Consider the following 18,447-nt stretch of genomic DNA (forward strand, 5'->3'; position numbering starts at 1 on the left):
TAACCAACACGGACGACGGTAGACCTATTCCATTCAAGTTTCAACATCATCCGCAATGTGTTGGCGCGATGACGCCGAGGTGGTAGATGCCCAGGGCATGACCCCACGTCCCGGTGACTCCATGAGACTCACCCGCAGAGCCCTGTTACTCGCGGCGACCCTCGTCGCCACCAGCACCTCGGTGAGTCGTGCCGCCGACCCCGACGACCCCTACGCCGGCCTCCGCCACCGCTGGCTCGACATCGCCCTCGGCACCGGCTACGACCCGGCCGCCGAGCCGTACGCCTCCCGCCTCGCCGAGACCGGCGCACTGGCCCGCGCCTTCCGTGCCGCCATGGCCCCCACCGCCGGCTCCCTGTGGCCCGACCGCCCCTACGACCCGCCCTCCGGCATCACCCAGAGCTACAGCCGCCTGTGGACGATGGCCCAGGCCCACGCCCAGCCCGGCACCGGCTCCACCGGCGACGACGCCCTCCTCACGGACGTGATCCGCGGCCTCGACCACCTCTCCGCCACGATCTACAACCCCGCCACCACCCGCTACGGCAACTGGTGGGAATGGCAGATCGGCAGCCCCCGCCTGCTCATGGACCTCACGGCCGTCCTGTACGACCACCTCACGGACGCACAGCGGCAAGCGGCCTGCGCCGCAGTCGACCACTTCATCCCCGACGTGATGCTCACCGACTACTCCGGCACCTCCACCGGCGCCAACCGCGTCGACCTGTGCCGCTCGGTCGCCCTGCGGGGCATCCTCGGCCGCGCCCCCGACCGCGTCGCCCTCGCCCGCGACGCCCTCTCCCCGGTCTTCCCCTACGTCACCCAGGGGGACGGCCTCTACGCCGACGGCTCCTTCGTGCAGCACACCTGGGTCGCCTACTCGGGGACGTACGGCCAGGTCCTCCTCGACGGCCTGGGACGCCTCTTCGCGCTCCTCGCGGGATCGGAGTGGGAGGTCACCGACCCCGCCCGGCAGATCGTCCTCGACAGCGTCGAGCACGCCTACGCGCCGCTGATCCACGACGGGTTGATGATGGACAGCGTCAACGGCCGGGCCATCAGCCGGGGTTACCTCAAGAGCGACGACCGGCACGTCCTGCGCGGCGACCACTTCCACGGCCAGGGCGTCATCGCCGCGATCGCCCTCCTCGCGGACGGCGCGAGCCCCGCGGAGCGACAGCGCTGGTACGGCCGTATCAAGGACTGGATCGAACGGGACACCGTCACACCGATCTTGACGGCCCGTCAGTTCGGGGTCGCGGACCTGGCCCGGCTCCAGGCGGTGGCCGAGTCACCGACCCCCGCCACCCCGGCGCCCACCGGCCACCACCTCTTCGCCGCCATGGACCGCGCCGTCCACCGCCGCCCCCGCTTCGTCGCGAACATCGCCATGGCCAGCGACCACATCGCCCACTACGAGTGCGGCAACGGCGAGAACCCGCGCGGCTGGCACACGGGCGCCGGAATGCTCGCGTGGTGGGCCGAGGGCAACGGAGACCAGTTCACCGACTGGTACTGGCCGACCGTCGACTGGTACCGCCTCCCCGGTACGACGGTCTCCACCCGCCGCCTCCCCGACAGGGCCGGCGGCGAGTGGGGCGAGCCCAAGCCCGACGTGCGCTGGGTCGGAGGAGTGACGGACGGCGAGTACGCGGCGATCGGCCAGCACCTGAAAGGGCTCGGCTCCACCCTCCAGGCCCGCAAGTCGTGGTTCTGCGTCGACGACGCGGTGATCTGCCTGGGCGCCGGCATCACCTGCGCCGACGGCGTCCCGGTCGAGACGGTCGTCGACAACCGCAACCTCGGCGAGAACGGCACCCAGCCCTTCGTACGCGGCCGCGGCTGGGCCCACCTCGAAGGCCACGGCGGCTACGTCCTGCCGTACGGCGCCCTCCGCACCCTCCGCGAGGACCGCACCGGAGCCTGGTCCGACATCAACGCCACCAGTACGACGGAACGCGCCACCCGGCGCTGGCAGACCCTCTGGCTCGACCACGGCACCGACCCGGTCGACGCCACGTACGTCTACGTCCTCCTGCCCGGCGCCGACCGCCACGAGACCGCCGCCCGGGCCGCCGACCGGCACTGGCTGTCCGTCCTCGCCAACGACGGCGCCCGGCAAGCGGTCCGGGTCCCCGCCCTGGGCCTGACCGCCGCCACCTTCTGGCAGGCCGGTACGGTGGGACCGCTGACCGCCTCAGCGGGCGCGAGCGTGCTTCTCCGTCGCAGGGGTCACACCGCTACCCTCTGCGTCAGCGAGCCGCCGCGCACCGGTGAGCCGCTGGAGATCATCTGGGACCACCCCGTACGCGCCGTCCTCCGGGCCGACGACCCGGTCGAGATCCTCGGCGCGGACCGCCGTCTGCGCCTCCGTGTCACCCCGGGGAGGGCATGCGCCACGCACGAATGTGAGGTGGCTCTCGGCTGACTGGTTTGTACGACCCCTACAAGCAGGGAGCCCCCTGAGCAGTCGGAATGGCTGCATGCCGCTCGAGTTCTGTTCAGGGGTACCAGGAAAACGGGCTGGAGACTGTACGGAGTCGACGGCCCGCTTTCCTTGCCGTGCTTCGTAAGGTCGCTACATGACCGTTTTGGATGACGCGCCGGGTGAGCCGACGGACGCACGCGGACGAGTGGCCGAGCTGCACGAGATCCGCGCCCAGGCACTGGCCGGACCGAGCGAGAAGGCGACCGAGGCACAGCACGCCAAGGGCAAGCTGACCGCCCGGGAGCGCATCGAACTCCTTCTCGACCCCGGGTCCTTCCAGGAGGTCGAGCAGCTGCGCCGGCACCGCGCGGTCGGCTTCGGCCTGGAGGCCAAGAAGCCGTTCACCGACGGTGTCATCACCGGCTGGGGCACGGTCGAGGGCCGTACGGTCTTCGTCTACGCGCACGACTTCCGGATCTTCGGCGGCGCGCTGGGCGAGGCCCACGCCACGAAGATCCACAAGATCATGGACATGGCCATCGCGGCCGGTGCCCCGCTGGTCTCCCTCAACGACGGCGCCGGTGCCCGTATCCAGGAGGGCGTCTCCGCCCTCGCCGGGTACGGCGGCATCTTCCAGCGCAACACCAAGGCGAGCGGCGTCATCCCGCAGATCTCGGTGATGCTCGGCCCGTGCGCCGGCGGCGCGGCCTACAGCCCCGCCCTCACGGACTTCGTGTTCATGGTCCGCGAGACCTCGCAGATGTTCATCACCGGCCCGGACGTCGTCAAGGCCGTGACCGGCGAGGAGATCACACAGAACGGCCTGGGCGGCGCCGACGTCCACGCCGAGACCTCCGGCGTCTGCCACTTCGCGTACGACGACGAGGAGACCTGCATCGCGGAGGTGCGCTATCTCCTCTCGCTGCTCCCGCAGAACAACCGCGAGAACCCGCCGCGCGTGGAGTCCACGGACGCGCCGGACCGCCGCGGCGACGTCCTGCTCGACCTGGTCCCGGCCGACGGCAACCGGCCGTACGACATGGCCAAGGTCATCGAGGAGATCGTCGACGACGGCGACTACCTGGAGGTCCACGAGCGCTGGGCCCGCAACATCATCTGCGCGCTCGCCCGCCTCGACGGCCAGGTCGTCGGCATCGTGGCGAACCAGCCGCAGTCCCTCGCGGGCGTCCTGGACATCGAGGCGTCGGAAAAAGCTGCGCGTTTTGTGCAGATGTGTGACGCTTTTAACATCCCGATCGTCACCTTCCTGGACGTCCCCGGGTTCCTCCCGGGCGTCGACCAGGAGCACGGCGGCATCATCCGCCACGGCGCGAAGCTCCTTTACGCCTACTGCAACGCGACCGTGCCGCGGATCTCGCTGATCCTGCGCAAGGCGTACGGCGGTGCCTACATCGTCATGGACAGCCAGTCCATCGGCGCCGACCTCACGTACGCGTGGCCGACGAACGAGATCGCCGTCATGGGCGCCGAAGGCGCCGCCAACGTGATCTTCCGCCGGCAGATCGCCGAGGCCGAGGACCCCGAGGCCATGCGGCAGAAGATGGTCAAGGAGTACAAGTCCGAGCTGATGCACCCGTATTACGCGGCGGAGCGCGGCCTGGTGGACGACGTGATCGACCCGGCGGAGACCCGCGAGGTCCTCATCAAGTCCCTGGCGATGCTGCAGACCAAGCACGCCGACCTGCCTTCCCGCAAGCACGGCAACCCCCCGCAGTAACCCACAGGTACCGCTGCGGAAACCTCTCTCACGGAGACTGTGACCTATGAGCACCCCTGACATCCGCGTCGAGAAGGGCCACGCCGAGCCCGAGGAAGTCGCCGCCATCACGGCCCTCCTCCTGGCCCGCGCGGCCGCCCGGCCCGCCGAGACCCCGGCCCACCGCCGCCCCAAGGCCGGCTGGCGCCGCCTGGAGCGCGAGGGCGGCTTCCGCGCCCCGCACAGCTGGCACTGAGCCCCACAGCGAGACAGAAGGCCCCGACCGCCCGTCACGGGCGGTCGGGGCCTTCTGTCTGCATGGAGATCGCCGAACGTGCGACCGGTCAACACAACGGCCCCTGAGCCTCCTTGGAGAGGCTCAGGGGCCGTGTCGCGTCGCAGTCCCTACCGCAGGCGCGCCATCAGCGCGTGCTCCACCAGCGTGATCAGCGCCGACTTCGCGTCCGCGCGGTGGCGGGCGTCCGTCGTGATGATCGGGGTGTCGGGGCCGATCTGGAGCGCCTCACGGACCTCGTCCGGGTTGTACGGCTGATTGCCATCGAAGCCGTTGAGGGCGATGACGAAGGGGAGACCCGAGTTCTCGAAGTAGTCGACCGCGGGGAAGCAGTCGGCAAGGCGCCTCGTGTCCACGAGGACGATCGCGCCGATCGCGCCGCGCACCAGGTCGTCCCACATGAACCAGAAGCGGTCCTGGCCCGGCGTACCGAAGAGGTACAGGATCAGGTCCTGGTCGAGCGTGATACGGCCGAAGTCCATCGCGACCGTGGTGGTCGTCTTGTCTCCGGTGTGGGTGAGGTCGTCGATGCCCGCCGACGCGGATGTCATCACGGCCTCTGTGCGCAGCGGGTTGATCTCCGAAACGGCCCCGACGAACGTGGTCTTGCCCACGCCGAAGCCACCCGCCACCACGATCTTCGCCGAGGTGGTGGAGCGGGAAGGACCGCCGCTAGAGCTTGCGAAGTCCACTGAGCACCCTTTCGAGCAGTGTCACGTCTGGCTGGCCGCCGGCGTTCTCGTCGCCGCCGGGCTGATGGATCGCGACCAGTCCCGCCTCCGCCAAGTCGGCGACGAGGATCCTGGCCACGCCGAGAGGGATCGTCAGGAGGGCCGAGATCTCGGCCACCGACTTGATCTCCCGGCAGAGGTTGCAGATCCGCTGATGCTCGGGCAACTGGCCCTGCATCTGGTGCGGCTGCGCGGTGGTGTGCACCAGCGCCTCGATGGCGAGCTGGTAGCGGGGGCGCGTCCGGCCGCCGGTCATGGCGTACGGGCGCACCAGGGGGTTGTGCGACGCCCCTGCGGGCGCCGGCTCAGGGGCGCGTCGTTGCGGCTGCACCGGCTGGATGCGCGGCGCGGGCGGCTGGTCGTACGGCGACGGCCCGGGACCCTGGGGGTTCTGGGGCGCGTACGGCTGCCGCTGGCTGGGTGCGGAGGGGAAGTTGTAACGGTTCGGGTTGTGGGCACCGTCGTTCTGGCCCTGTCCGGGGCCGTACGACCAATTGCCCGACGATGAACCGCCTGGGGGTGTTGCCACTTTCTCTCCTCCTCCGACTGTGCCGGGCACCGCATCACTGTGGAGCCGCGTCCCGAAACCTTACGGCCCCGGGACGCCAAAACGCACCGTCTGTCTGTTAGTTGAGCTAGTTGAGCAGGCTCCCTTGGAGCTCCGCACGCAGATCGGGCGTCAGGACCGTGCCCGCACGGTCCACCAGAAGGGCCATCTCGTACCCGATGAGACCGATGTCCGCCTCGGGGTGGGCCAGCACCGCGAGCGAGGAACCGTCGGAGATGGACATGATGAACAGGAATCCCCGCTCCATCTCCACAACCGTCTGGTTCACGCTGCCGCCCTCGAAGATGCGCGAGGCACCCGCGGTCAGCGAGGTCAGACCGGAGGCGACGGCCGCAAGCTGGTCGGCGCGGTCGCGCGGAAAGCCTTCGGACATCGCCAGAAGGAGTCCGTCGGCGGAGACCACCACCGTGTGAGACACCCCGGGGGTGTTGTCCACGAAGTTGGTGATCAACCAGTTCAGGTTCTGCGCCGCCTGGCTCATCGGGCTCACACTAACGCTCCTGGTTGTAGGTGCTGTCAGGACCACCGTGCTGATTCCTGGTGGCCTGGCCGTTCGTTTCACTGCCTGCGCTGCGACCCCGCTGGACACCGCGGCGCAGGTTGCTCAGCCTGCCCCGGACGTCCTCCGGAGCGCGGGAGACCTGTGGGCCCCCCTGGGGGGTGGTTTCGGCGGCACCCTCGACCAGGTTGGCCTTGGGCACCCGCCGCGGCAGACCGGAGGAGGTGACCCCGCCCGCCTTGGGCTTACGGAGCGCCGATGCCTGCTGCCAGCGCTCGTCGTTGGCCGAGCGCCAGTCGCCGGTGCCGTTGCTCTCCGGTGCGGAGGACGCCGACTCCTGGCTCACGGTCCGCGCGCCGAACAGGTCGGTCGTACCGCTGCCCGTGCCGTTCGTACCGTTCGCGCTGCTCGTGCCGTTCGCTCCGCCACCGGTGGATCCGCGGCGGGGAAGGCCGGCGTCGGTCAGCTCGTGGACGGACGACGGGGCAGGTCCCGGACGGTCGAAGCCTACGTGGTCCCGCTCACCCGCGTCAGCGGCCTGCACGGATTCCGCTTCGGGAGCGTACTGGTCCTGGTAGCCGTTCTGGAAGGTGTCCTGCTGCGGCCAGTCGTCCTGGTAACGCCGCTCCTCGAAGGCCGGGAAGGTCTCGGGGGCGGAGGCCTGGACGGGCGCGGACTCCTCCTGGACGGGCTCCGCATACGCGGGCTCGGGGTAGCCGCCGCCGTTCGACGAGAAGGCGTCGTGCTGCGGCAGGCCGCCGTTCGGCGCGTAGTACTGCTCGTCGTACGACGGCTGCCGGGGCTCCTCGTACGCGGCGTGCTGCGGCTCGGTGTACGCCGCCTGCTGCTCCTCGTACGCGGGCTCCTGGTAGCCGCCCTGGCCGTTGTCGTACCCGGCCGGCCGGGCGTCGAACTCGTCGCCGTACGACGGGGCCGCGGGCGCCTCCTGGCCGGGCTGCGCGGGGTGTGCCTGGGCCTCCAGGGCGGCGCGGCGCTCCTCGCGCATCAGGGAGCGGCCCACGGGGTCCAGCTCACGGATGTCGTCGGGGACCTCGGTGCTGTAGCGGCTGTCGTCGAAGCCGAGCTCGGCGGCCGTCCGCATCGGCAGGCCGTTGTTGAAGTCCTCGCCCTGGTACTGCTGCTCCGGGATGATCTGCGAGACGGTGAACTCGTCGACCGGCGCCTGCTGTTCGCCACCGCCACCATGGGTGATCGCGTCCGGCAGCATGACCAGCGAGGTGGTGCCGGCCTGCTCGCCGGAGGGGCGCAGCTGGACCCGGATGCCGTGCCGGTCGGACAGCCGGCCGACCACGAACAGGCCCATGCGCTGCGAGATCGCGGCGTCCACGGTCGGCGGGTTGGCGAGCTTGTGGTTGATGTCCGCGAAGTCCTCGGCGGTGAGGCCGATGCCCTTGTCGTGGATCTCGATCATCACGCGGCCGTCGGGCAGCCGGGTCGCGGTGACGCGGACCTTGGTCTGGGGCGAGGAGAACGTGGTGGCGTTCTCGAGGAGCTCGGCGAGCAGGTGCACGAGGTCGGTCACGGCACGGCCGTGGATCTCGGCCTCCGGGACGCCGGAGAGCTCGATGCGCTCGTACTGCTCCACCTCGGAGGAGGCGGCGCGCAGCACGTCGACCAGCGGGACCGGCTGGTCCCAGCGCCGGCCCGGCTCCTCGCCGGCGAGGACCAGGAGGTTCTCGCCGTTGCGGCGCATACGGGTCGCGAGGTGGTCCAGGCGGAAGAGGTTCTCCAGCTGGTCCGGGTCGGCCTCGTTGTTCTCCAGGTCGGTGATCAGGGTCAGCTGGCCCTCGATCAGCGACTGGTTGCGGCGCGAGAGGTTGGTGAAGATCGCGTTGATGTTGCCCCGCAGCAGGGCCTGCTCGGCGGCGAGCCGGACCGCCTCGCGGTGGACCTGGTCGAAGGCGCGGGCGACCTCGCCGATCTCGTCGGTCGAGTTGATCGGGATCGGCGCGACCCGGGTGTCGACGCGGCCGGGGTCGGTGCGCGAGAGCTGGTCGACCAGCATCGGCAGGCGCTGCTCGGCGATACCGAAGGCGGCGTTGCGCAGCTGGCGCATCGAGCGGGACATCTGGCGGGCCACCATGCCGGCCAGGATGAACGCGGCGAGCAGGGCGACCACGACGGCGGCACCGGTGATGAAGGCGTCACGCTTGGCGTTGTCGGCGATGCTCGCGGCCTCGTCCACCGCGGTGTCGCTCATGTCGGACTCGATGGTCCGGTAGGTCTTGTACTTGAGGGTGTTGAACGCCCACCAGTTCTCCGCGGTGACGCCCTTGGTGGCGAGCGCCTGCCGCTCCGACTTGTCGGTGGAGGTCAGCGAGCCCACGTACTTGACGAAGGTGGCCGTGTCGGTCGGCGACGGCACGTACGCGGGGTTCTTCTTCGCGGCCTGCTCGGCCAGCGCCTTGCCGTCCGCCTGCGCCTGCTTCTGCAGGGTGTCGAGCTTCTGGGCGTCGGCCTCGGTGCCACCACCGATGTACTCCTCGATGGCGATGCCCTCGAGGTAGGCGTACGAGGTGAGCGCGGTGCGCTGGGCGGCCAGGCTCTCGGCCTTGGGGCCGGGGGCGATCAGCAGGTGCATGCCGATGGAGCGCTCGAGCGACAGCGAGGCCTTGGTCAGCGCGATGGCGTAGACGGTACGGCCGTAGCTGGTGATGTTTCCGGTGCCGAGACCGAGTTCGTTGGCGAACTCCATCAGGGGGTGCGCGACCTGGACGTAGCCTTCTTCGGTCTGCACACCGGGGAGCGCGTCCGTGTACGCGGCCGCGCGCAGTTTCGTGACGTCGCCCTCGACCTCGCGGAACAGCTGGAGGCGGCGCTCCAGGCCCGCGGTCTTCGGCATGTTCTGCGCGGCCTCGTCGAAGGCGTCGGCCGCCTCGTCGGTGGCCTTGCGGGCGGCGACGACCGTCTTGTCGTCCTTGCCCTTGCCCTCCAGGAGAGGGGCGGCGGTGGTGTCGCGCTCGTTGTAGAGGGCGTCGCCGTAGGTCAGGGCGGCGCGGACCAGGCGCGCGGTCTTCTCGGCGTCCTCGGCCTGCTGCCAGGTGTCGATCGAGCTCTTCACCTGGAAGCCGCCCATGACGAGGCCGACCAGCACGGGTATGAGCAGGATCGCGTTCAGCCGGGTCGGCACCCGCCAGTTGCGGGGGGACAGCCGGCCACCGCTCGGCGCCGGAGCAGCCGTTGGTTCGGATCCGGGCACAGGGGCGGGCGCCGCTCCGCGCGGCGGCGGGGTGAAGTTGCCCCGGGCCGACGGCTCGGGACCGTTCTTGCTTCGCCTCACTCGACCAACAACCTCTCGGAGGGGTCGGCACCTACGTTGTGCCGCAGTCTCTCAGAGCCCAGTTCGCCTTCGACTGATGAGTACGTCTTTGACTATTGGGCAGTTCAGGCATTCCAGCACGTGGCCCTGCGCTCGTCCAAACATGGGAGTGCGGGGATTCCGAGTGATGTAAGCCCCAGATAAAACGGTCATAAAGAGCGAGCCCCGTCAAAAGACGGGGCCTTTGTGGACGCAGCGACACCGGTTGACCGCGACGCGTGGCCGTACCACCCGATTCCTCTGCCGAAACGTTATGAACACCGGGGCCGACCGTGTCAAAGGACACAGTCGGCTCCGGTGCATCTACGACAACTGCCGTATGGCGCGGACGATTTGAGTGCTATCGCAGACGTGCCATGAGGGCGTGCTCGACCAGGGTGATCAGGGCACTCTTCGCATCCGAGCGGTGCCGGGCGTCCGTCGTGATGATCGGGGTGTCGGGACCGATCTGGAGTGCCTCGCGCACCTCCTCGGGCGCGTAGGGCTGGTGTCCGTCGAAGCCGTTGAGGGCCACGACGAACGGCAGGCCGCTGTTCTCGAAGTAGTCGACCGCGGGGAAGCAGTCGGCCAGGCGACGGGTGTCCACCAGGACCACCGCGCCGATCGCACCGCGCACCAGGTCGTCCCACATGAACCAGAAACGGTCCTGACCGGGCGTACCGAACAGGTACAGGATCAGGTCCTGGTCCAGGGTGATACGGCCGAAGTCCATGGCCACCGTGGTGGTGGTCTTGTCCCCGGTGTGGGTGAGGTCGTCGATGCCCGCCGACGCGGACGTCATGACGGCCTCGGTGCGCAGCGGGTTGATCTCGGAGACGGCGCCCACGAACGTGGTCTTGCCGACGCCGAAGCCGCCGGCCACCACGATCTTCGCGGAGGTGGTCGCCCGGCCTCCGTCAGAGCTTGCGAAGTCCACTGAGCACCCTTTCGAGCAGTGTCACGTCCGGAGCGCCGGTGCTCTCGTCGCCGCCCGGCTGGTGAATGGCGACGAGCCCTGCCTCGGCAAGGTCCGCGACGAGGATGCGGGCCACGCCGAGCGGCATGGCCAGGAGCGCCGACACCTCCGCGACCGACTTCACCTCGCGGCACAGATGACAGATGCGCTGGTGCTCCGGGAGCAGGCCCATGAGCGCTGCCGGGTCGGCCGTGGTGCTGATCAGGGCCTCTATGGCGAGCTGGTAGCGCGGCCGGGTCCGGCCGCCGGTCATCGCGTACGGACGTACCAGCGGCTGGTCGCCCTCATCCTCGTACGGCTCCGCGTACGGATCATGAGAGGCGGTGGGCGGGGTCATTGATCCTCCGGGCGGGACAGCAAACTTCCGGTCAGTCGTGCCGTCTTGGTGAGGCCGGTGGGGGGTTTGTGTCGGCCGACGGTGATTTCGTGAGACGGGTGGATCGGGGCGGTTCAGTGAAGCAGACTGCCTTGCAGTTCCGCGCGGAGATCGGGCGTGAGCACCGCGCCCGCGCGATCGACGAGCAGGGCCATCTCGTAGCCGACGAGGCCGATGTCGCACTCCGGGTGCGCGAGCACGGCCAGCGACGAGCCGTCCGAGACGGACATCAGGAACAGGAAGCCCCGTTCCATCTCGACGACCGTCTGTGCCACGTTGCCGCCCTCGAAGATCCGGGAGGCGCCGGCCGTGAGCGAGGTCAGGCCCGACGCGACGGCCGCCAGCTGGTCGGCACGGTCACGCGGGAAACCCTCGGACATCGCCAGCAGAAGGCCGTCGGCGGACACGACGACGGTGTGGGACACCCCGGGGGTGTTGTCCACGAAGTTGGTGATCAACCAGTTGAGGTTCTGTGCCGCCTGGCTCATCGGGCTCAACTAACGCTCCTGCTGGTGAGTGGGGTTCGGGAAGCTGCCCGTCTGGCCGTTACCGCCGACCTGACGACCTTGTGCGATACCCCGACGGAGATTGGTCAGACGGCCGCGTACGTCATCAGGCGCACGGGAGACCGCCGGACCGGCTTGGTGCTGTTGCTGCTGGGCCGTGCCCGGGACGAGGTTCGCCCGGGGCACCCGGCGCGGCAGACCGGAGGTGGTGACGCCGCCCGCGGCGGGCTGCCGGACGCGCTCGGCCTGCCGGACGAGGTCGTCGTTCGGCGAGCTGCGCCAGGCGGCCGAGCCGGGCCGCTGCGGAGCAGCCGGAGCCTGCGGCTGCTGAGGAGCCTGGGCCGGGGGAGCGGCCGGGGCCGCCCCGTTGCCGTTCGCGGGCTGCCCCTGACCGCCCTGCGTACCGTGGAACCAGTTGGTCTCCAGGGTGTCGTAGAGCGGGGTGCGTCCGTCGCCGGGGCCCGCCGGCGGCAGCGCCTCGGGCTCCTGACGTACCGGCCGCTGCGGACGCTGCGGGACCGGGGGCCGCGGGGCGCCGAAGTCGGCGGGACCGCGTCCGGCGCCCTGCTGCGGCCGCTCGAACTGGCCGGTCTGCTGCGGGTTCACCGGTCCGGTGGGGGACTGGCGGCCCGGCAGCGCGTGCTGACCGGTGGAGCTGCTGTCGTGGTTCGGCGCCGGGAACTGGCCGGTGGAGCCGTTGTCGTAGCCCTGCGGGACCGGGAACTGGCCGGTCGCGGACGGGCCGTTCGGGGCCGGGGTGCCGAAGACGTCCGAGCGGACGAAGGAACCCGTGCCGTCCTGCGGGGCGTTGGCGCCCGGCTGGGCGAACTGCCCGGTGTTCTGCGGGGTGTCGTAGTCCGGCCGCGGGAACTGGCCCGTGCTCTGCGGTCCGCCGAAGTCCGCGGGCGCGAACTGCCCGGGGTCCTGCGCACCGGGCACCGCGTTCGGCCGGGGGAACTGGCCGGTGTGCTGCGGGCCGCCGGTACCCGGCATCGGGGCGTCGAAGTCCGGGCGGGGGAACTCGGACGTGGAGCCCGGGCCCTGCCGGTCGTCGATCCGCGGCATGCGCGAGGTCTGCGAGGGGTCCTGCTCGTCATGGCCGCGCGGGGTGTCGAGCGAGGCGTGCGAGATCTGCGGCTGGGCGTTCTCGTCGCTCCAACTGGGCCGCGACTGCTGCGCGTTGCCGCCCGGCAGCTCGGCCCGCGGACCGCCGCGACCCGGCAGCAGACGGCTCCGACGGCCGCCCTGCTCACCGGCCGACGGGGCGGGCTGCTGCGGCGGCCGACCGCCACCGAAGGCGTCCTGCGGCCCACCGGTACCGGCGGCCTGCAGACCCTGCGGAGCACCCGGAGCCTGACCGCCGAAGCCCGCGCCCGCACCGGCCGGAGCGGGCCGGCCCTGCGGCGGAGCGGACGGCGACTGCGGCCCACGCGCGCCACCGGGCGCACCGGGACGACCGGAGTTGCCGGTGCCGGGCAGCGCGGCGCGCGGTCCCTGACCGGTACCGAGCCGGCCACCGGCCGGAGCACCGGCACCGAGGGCACCGCCGGCGGGCGCACCGGCGCCGAGCGAACCGCCGCCCGGCCGGCCGGAGCCGCCGCGGGCCGCGGCCACGCCGGCGGCCGCCTGCGCGGCGGACGGGGCACCGCCACCCGCGCCCTGACCGGGCTTGGGTTGCGGCTTCTTGCCGCCCTGGGCGACGTCGACGGGCAGCATGACCAGCGCGGTCGTACCACCGGAGTCGGACGGCCGGAGCTGGATGCGGATGCCGTGGCGCTGGGACAGACGACCGACCACGAACAGACCCATGCGGCGGGAGACCGAGACGTCCACGGTGGGCGGCGAGGCGAGCCGCTCGTTGATCGCGGCGAGGTCCTCGGGGGAGAGGCCGATGCCGGTGTCGTGGATCTCGATGAGCACCCGCCCGTCGGGCAGCGCGTGACCGGTGACCTTGACCTTGGTCTGCGGCGAGGAGAAGGAGGTCGCGTTCTCGAGCAGCTCGGCGAGGAGGTGCACGAGGTCGTTGACGACCCGGCCGGCCACTTCGGTGGTCGGCACGGCGGCCAGCTCGATGCGCTCGTACTGCTCCACCTCGGAGGCGGCGGCACGGAGCACGTCGACCAGCGGGACCGGACGGGTCCAGCGGCGGCCGGGCTCTTCACCCGCGAGAACCAGCAGGTTCTCACCGTTACGGCGCATACGCGTCGCGAGGTGGTCGAGCTTGAACAGCGAGGACAGCTGGTCCGGGTCGGCCTCACGGGACTCGAGCTCGGAAATCAGCGACAGCTGGCGCTGGATAAGACCCTGGGAGCGGCGCGACAGGTTGGTGAACATCGCGTTGACGTTGCCCCGCAGGAGGGCCTGCTCGGCGGCGAGACGGACCGCCTCGCGGTGCACGTCGTCGAAGGCCGCGGCCACCTTGCCGATCTCGTCGCGCGAGTGCACACCGACCGACTCCACGGACGTGTCGACGTCCTGCGGGTCGGACTCGGACAGCTGCTTGACCAGCTCGGGCAGACGGTCGGTGGCGACCTTGGTGGCGGTCTCCTCCAGCCGGCGCAGCGAGCGGATCATGGAGCGGGCCACGACGAAGGCGCCGACGAGCGAGATACCGAGCACGAGCAGGATCAGCGCACCGGAGACGATCGCTTCGCTCTCCGACTCGTTGCGCAGCTCGCGGGCCTTCTGCTCCATCTGCTCGAGCAGGGTGCTCTCGATCTTGCCCATCTGGTCGATCTTGGTGGAGCTGTCGTCCAGCCAGTCCTTGTACGACCGCTTGTCCAGGTTCTCCAGGCCGTTGGTGGAGTCCAGGGCGCGGCTGGCGTAGGTGTCGGCGGACTGGATCGTCGTGTTGTTGTCGCCGATGGGCTCCAGGAGCTCCACGGCGCTGGTCTTGCCGTAGATGGACTGGAAGCTCTTGAGCTCGGACTCCTCGCTCTCCAGGGCCGACTGGGCGTACAGCCGGTCGTTCTCGGAGAGGTCACCGAAGGACGTCTTGTTCGCGGGCAGGGCCGCGGCGAGGACGGCGCGCTGGATGGAGGCGTACTCCTTGGCGGCGGAGAAGGCCGCCAGGGAACGCGTCCGCTGGATCATGTCGGGGTTGCTGGTGGCCTGGGCCATGTCCTGCGAGAGGTCCAGCAGCTGCGTGATGAGGCGGTGGTAGGCCTCCACGGTCTGGGTGGAGTTGTCCTTGGCCTCGTAGGCGTTGTTGCGGACCTTCTCGATCTCGCGAAGGCTGGCCACCAGGAGCACCACGTTGTCGCGGATACCTTGCAGGCCGCTGCCCTGGTCGCCGATCTCCTCCGAGGAGTCGACGAAGTCCTCGATGGCGCGGTCGGACTTGTCCCGCAGACCCTTGATCGTGTAGTCGCTCGCGCTGGAGCCGTGCGCCAGCGGGCCGGCCGACTGGTCACGCTCGTTCTGCAGCGCCTCGGCCAGAGCCGTGGCCTGCTTGGTCATGTCCGTCAGCAGCTTCATGTTCTCGAGCTGCTGGATGTCGTTGACGTTGTCGCTGATGCGCAGGGCGCCCAGCGAGGTGGCCGCGACGACGGGCAGCGCGAGCAGTGACACCAGGCGCGTGGAGATACGCCAGTTGCGCAGCGCTATTCGCGAGCCGGGCCCGCTCGGGCCCTTCGGCGGCTTGACCGTCGGGGCGGTGGGGTTCGGGGCCCCGGAGGGCGTCGCGCCGGGGCGCGCACCTCCGTCGCCGGATGCCACCTGGCCCGGGTTCTGGGCGTGCTGGGGCGAGGAACTGCCATTGCCGGGAGCAGTCCCGCCCTGCGGCTCCGGCTCCGCCGAAGCACTGCCATCCCTCTTGAAACGTCCCTGCACTAGCGTCGCAACCTCTGGACCAGGCACCCTCCGCGTGAACGGACGGCACGGTGTCGGCGTACTGAGGGGCGTCCTGAATTACGCCCCCCGATGGTCGTGAGTGACCGGCGCTGGTTCCCCCTCTCGCCGCCACTCGGCGCTCGGTGCGCCCCCTGTGCGCCGGCTCGATCCTGCGGCGGTCCGTGAGATTCCAGCACAGTGCCGGATCTCCAACAAGGGCAGTGGGTCAGGCCGTGACCTACGTGACACCACGTGAGGGCGGAGTCACCGGTCGTAGAAAGTGATCCGGACGATAACGGACGTATGCCTACGGATCGTTGAGGTGACGGGGGTGTCCCAGTCGCCATGATCAGGAGCGGAATGATGGCTTCAGGGGGTCAATGTCCGTTTCGTTGGGGTGGGTTGCGGCTCGGAATTGTCCGCTTTGCCCCTGGGGTCGTGAGCAAACTCACACGCGGATCATGGGGTCTTCCGCGCTTCGGAGGGGAATTGCATGTTTAGCCTGACGCTTTACATGACGTAACACTTTGACAACCCGCGTCTGCGCGAGGGTCCTTCGGGACTCCGCCGACGCCCGAGGACGACAAGGTCCACTACAACCGTGAAGACGACGATGATGTTCCGCAACATAGCCAACCCGCGGCGCACGACGCTGGCGCACCTCGAGGACGCCGACGAACTGCAGACCCCGGAGCTCCCGGAGCACTCCGTCGACCTCCCGACCCAGACGGCCAACCCGCGCCGCACGGTCCTGATGGAGATCCCGGTCACCGCTGCCGCCGAGTAGATCACAGCCGTACGACCACCAGGGCGCCCACGCTCATCCGCGGGGCGCCCTCGGTAATGCGCGCGGCACCCGCCCCTGACCGCGTTAGCCTGGAGCGTCAGACTCCAGCCAGCTCAGTTAAGGGGCGCAAGGATCCCGTGCGCATCGCCAGATTCTCCATCGACGGGAACGTCGCCTTCGGCGCGGTCGAGGGCGACAAGCCGGACGAGCTCGTCCTCGACATCATCAAGGGCATCCCGTTCGCCGACTTCGAGCTCTCCGGCACGAAGGTCCCGCTGAGCAAGGTCCGGCTGCTGCCGCCGGTGCTCCCCAACAAAGTCGTGGCCTACGGCCGCAACTACGCGGAGCACGCCCGCGAACTCGGCAACGACGTCCCGGACGTCCCGTTCGCCTTCTTCAAGCCGTCCACCTCGGTGATCGGCCCCGGCGACGAGATCCAGTACCCGTCCTTCTCCGAGGAGCTCCACCACGAGGCCGAGCTGGCCGTGGTCATCGGCCGCATGTGCCGCGAGGTCCCGCGCGAGCGCGTCAAGGACGTCATCCTCGGCTACACCTGCGCCCTCGACGTCACCGCCCGTGACGTGCAGCGGCGCGAGAAGCAGTGGGCCAGGGCCAAGGGCTTCGACACCTCCTGCCCGCTCGGCCCCTGGGTGGAGACCGACCTCGACCCGAGCGACCTCACCATCCAGCTCACGGTCAACGGCCAGCAGCGCCAGCTCGGCCGCACCAGCGAGATGATCCACCCGATCGAGGATCTGATCGTCAACATCACCGAGGCCATGACGCTGCTCCCCGGCGACGTGATCCTCACGGGCACCCCGGCAGGCGTCGGACCGCTCACCGTCGGCGACGAGGTCGCCGTCACCATCGAAGGCATCGGCACTCTCACCAACAAGGTTGTCAAGCGTGGCTAGCGCACCCGTCCGCGTACGTTTCTGCCCCTCGCCCACCGGTAACCCCCACGTGGGCCTGGTCCGCACCGCCCTGTTCAACTGGGCGTTCGCCCGGCACCACCAGGGCACCCTGGTCTTCCGCATCGAGGACACCGACGCGGCCCGCGACTCCGAGGAGTCCTACCAGCAGCTGCTCGACTCGATGCGCTGGCTGGGCTTCGACTGGGACGAGGGCCCCGAGATCGGCGGCCCGCACGCGCCCTACCGCCAGTCGCAGCGCATGGACCTCTACAAGGACGTCGCCGCCAAGCTCCTGGACGCCGGCCACGCCTACCACTGCTACTGCTCCCAGGCCGAGCTGGACGAGCGCCGCGAGGCCGCCCGCGCCGCCGGCAAGCCCTCGGGCTACGACGGCCACTGCCGCGACCTGAGCGCCGAGCAGGTCGAGGCCTACCGCGCCGAGGGCCGCGAGCCGATCGTCCGCTTCCGCATGCCCGACGAGACGATCACCTTCACGGACCTGGTCCGCGGCGAGCTGACCTTCACCCCGGAGAACGTCCCGGACTACGGCATCGTCCGCGCGAACGGCGCCCCGCTCTACACCCTGGTCAACCCGGTCGACGACGCCCTGATGGAGATCACCCACGTCCTGCGCGGCGAGGACCTGCTCTCCTCCACCCCCCGCCAGATCGCCCTCTACAAGGCGCTGATCGAGCTGGGCGTCGCCAAGGGCATCCCGCAGTTCGGCCACCTGCCGTACGTCATGGGCGAGGGCAACAAGAAGCTCTCCAAGCGTGACCCGCAGGCGTCCCTCAACCTCTACCGCGAGCGCGGCTTCCTGCCCGAGGGTCTGCTCAACTACCTGTCCCTGCTGGGCTGGTCGCTCTCGGCGGACCAGGACATCTTCACCACCGACGAGCTGATCGCGGCCTTCGACATCGCGGACGTGAACCCCAACCCGGCGCGCTTCGACCTGAAGAAGTGCGAGGCGATCAACGCCGACCACATCCGCCTGCTGGACGTGAAGGACTTCACCGAGCGCTGCGCCCCCTGGCTCCAGGCACCGTTCGCGCCCTGGTCGCCGGAGGAGTTCGACGAGGCGAAGTGGCAGGCGATCGCCCCGCACGCCCAGACCCGTCTGAAGGTCCTGTCGGAGATCACCGACAACGTCGACTTCCTCTTCCTGGCGGAGCCGGTCTTCGACGAGCCGTCCTGGACGAAGGCGATGAAGGAGGGCAGCGACGCGCTCCTGGCCACGGCCCGCGAGAAGCTCGACGCGGCCGACTGGACCTCCGCGGAGTCGCTGAAGGAGGCCGTCCTGGCCGCCGGCGAGGCCCATGGCCTCAAGCTCGGCAAGGCCCAGGCCCCGGTCCGCGTCGCCGTCACCGGCCGCACCGTCGGCCTGCCGCTCTTCGAGTCCCTGGAGATCCTGGGCAAGGAGGCGACGCTGGCCCGCATCGACGCGGCCCTGGCGAAGCTGGCGGCGTAGCCGAATCGCCGGACGCGCCCGCGCGGCCCGGG

The 18,447-nt window shown here is 70.2% G+C and carries 14 protein-coding genes; 6 read left to right on the top strand and 8 right to left on the bottom strand.

All coding sequences use genetic code 11. The features are described from left to right. Window positions 1-121 precede the first annotated feature (121 nt). From EJC51_RS33905 to EJC51_RS33915, 3 genes are all read left to right on the top strand, one after another. Window positions 122-2,428 (top strand): polysaccharide lyase 8 family protein, encoded by a 2,307-nt coding sequence (locus EJC51_RS33905; protein ID WP_208870760.1) that lies wholly within the window; start codon window positions 122-124, stop codon window positions 2,426-2,428. A 154-nt stretch (window positions 2,429-2,582) separates the two neighbouring features. Further along, on the top strand, window positions 2,583-4,166 hold the full coding sequence (locus EJC51_RS33910; RefSeq protein WP_126274547.1) for an acyl-CoA carboxylase subunit beta: 1,584 nt from the start codon (window positions 2,583-2,585) through the stop codon (window positions 4,164-4,166). A gap of 46 nt (window positions 4,167-4,212) precedes the next feature. Then, window positions 4,213-4,401, top strand: a complete 189-nt coding sequence (locus tag EJC51_RS33915; RefSeq protein ID WP_126274548.1) for an acyl-CoA carboxylase epsilon subunit — start codon at window positions 4,213-4,215, stop codon at window positions 4,399-4,401. 149 nt (window positions 4,402-4,550) lie between these two features. Here the strand turns inward: EJC51_RS33915 and EJC51_RS33920 are convergent, their stop codons facing one another. From EJC51_RS33920 to EJC51_RS33955, 8 genes are all read right to left on the bottom strand, one after another. Continuing rightward, window positions 4,551-5,132, bottom strand: a complete 582-nt coding sequence (locus EJC51_RS33920) for a GTP-binding protein (protein WP_026248371.1) — start codon at window positions 5,130-5,132, stop codon at window positions 4,551-4,553. After that, the gene (locus EJC51_RS33925) at window positions 5,113-5,700 is read right to left on the bottom strand and encodes a DUF742 domain-containing protein (protein WP_126274549.1); all 588 of its coding nucleotides are present in this window, start codon (window positions 5,698-5,700) and stop codon (window positions 5,113-5,115) included. Before EJC51_RS33925 ends, EJC51_RS33920 begins: the two co-directional genes overlap by 20 nt. Before the next feature lie 106 nt (window positions 5,701-5,806). Continuing rightward, window positions 5,807-6,220 (bottom strand): roadblock/LC7 domain-containing protein, encoded by a 414-nt coding sequence (locus EJC51_RS33930; protein ID WP_004983065.1) that lies wholly within the window; start codon window positions 6,218-6,220, stop codon window positions 5,807-5,809. Between the two features lie 10 nt (window positions 6,221-6,230). Then, the gene (locus EJC51_RS33935; protein WP_126274550.1) at window positions 6,231-9,539 is read right to left on the bottom strand and encodes a sensor histidine kinase; all 3,309 of its coding nucleotides are present in this window, start codon (window positions 9,537-9,539) and stop codon (window positions 6,231-6,233) included. 379 nt (window positions 9,540-9,918) lie between these two features. Continuing rightward, window positions 9,919-10,494 carry a GTP-binding protein gene (locus EJC51_RS33940; RefSeq protein WP_015657619.1) on the bottom strand — a complete coding sequence of 192 codons (576 nt, stop codon included), beginning with the start codon at window positions 10,492-10,494 and terminating at the stop codon, window positions 9,919-9,921. Beyond that, window positions 10,475-10,870, bottom strand: coding sequence for a DUF742 domain-containing protein (locus EJC51_RS33945; RefSeq protein ID WP_030611532.1), 396 nt, complete (start codon window positions 10,868-10,870; stop codon window positions 10,475-10,477). Before EJC51_RS33945 ends, EJC51_RS33940 begins: the two co-directional genes overlap by 20 nt. Window positions 10,871-10,983: 113 nt before the next feature. Next, complete coding sequence (locus EJC51_RS33950) at window positions 10,984-11,397, bottom strand: roadblock/LC7 domain-containing protein (RefSeq protein ID WP_003973453.1); 414 nt, start codon at window positions 11,395-11,397, stop codon at window positions 10,984-10,986. A 9-nt stretch (window positions 11,398-11,406) separates the two neighbouring features. Beyond that, window positions 11,407-15,246, bottom strand: a complete 3,840-nt coding sequence (locus tag EJC51_RS33955) for a sensor histidine kinase (RefSeq protein ID WP_126274551.1) — start codon at window positions 15,244-15,246, stop codon at window positions 11,407-11,409. 601 nt (window positions 15,247-15,847) lie between these two features. Here EJC51_RS33955 and EJC51_RS33960 point away from each other — a divergent pair. The 3 genes from EJC51_RS33960 (at window position 15,848) to gltX (ending at window position 18,415) form a co-directional block, all read left to right on the top strand. Then, window positions 15,848-16,033 carry a hypothetical protein gene (locus EJC51_RS33960; RefSeq protein ID WP_126274552.1) on the top strand — a complete coding sequence of 62 codons (186 nt, stop codon included), beginning with the start codon at window positions 15,848-15,850 and terminating at the stop codon, window positions 16,031-16,033. A 137-nt stretch (window positions 16,034-16,170) separates the two neighbouring features. Then, a complete protein-coding gene (locus EJC51_RS33965; protein WP_126274553.1) occupies window positions 16,171-16,947 on the top strand; it encodes a fumarylacetoacetate hydrolase family protein in 777 nt (258 codons plus the stop codon). Further along, window positions 16,931-18,415 carry a glutamate--tRNA ligase gene (gene gltX / locus EJC51_RS33970; protein WP_126274554.1) on the top strand — a complete coding sequence of 495 codons (1,485 nt, stop codon included), beginning with the start codon at window positions 16,931-16,933 and terminating at the stop codon, window positions 18,413-18,415. The genes EJC51_RS33965 and gltX overlap by 17 nt, the downstream gene beginning before the upstream one ends. Window positions 18,416-18,447: the final 32 nt, after the last annotated feature.

The sequence above is a fragment of the Streptomyces aquilus genome, assembly GCF_003955715.1.
GTDB classification, from domain to species: Bacteria; Actinomycetota; Actinomycetes; order Streptomycetales; family Streptomycetaceae; genus Streptomyces; species Streptomyces aquilus.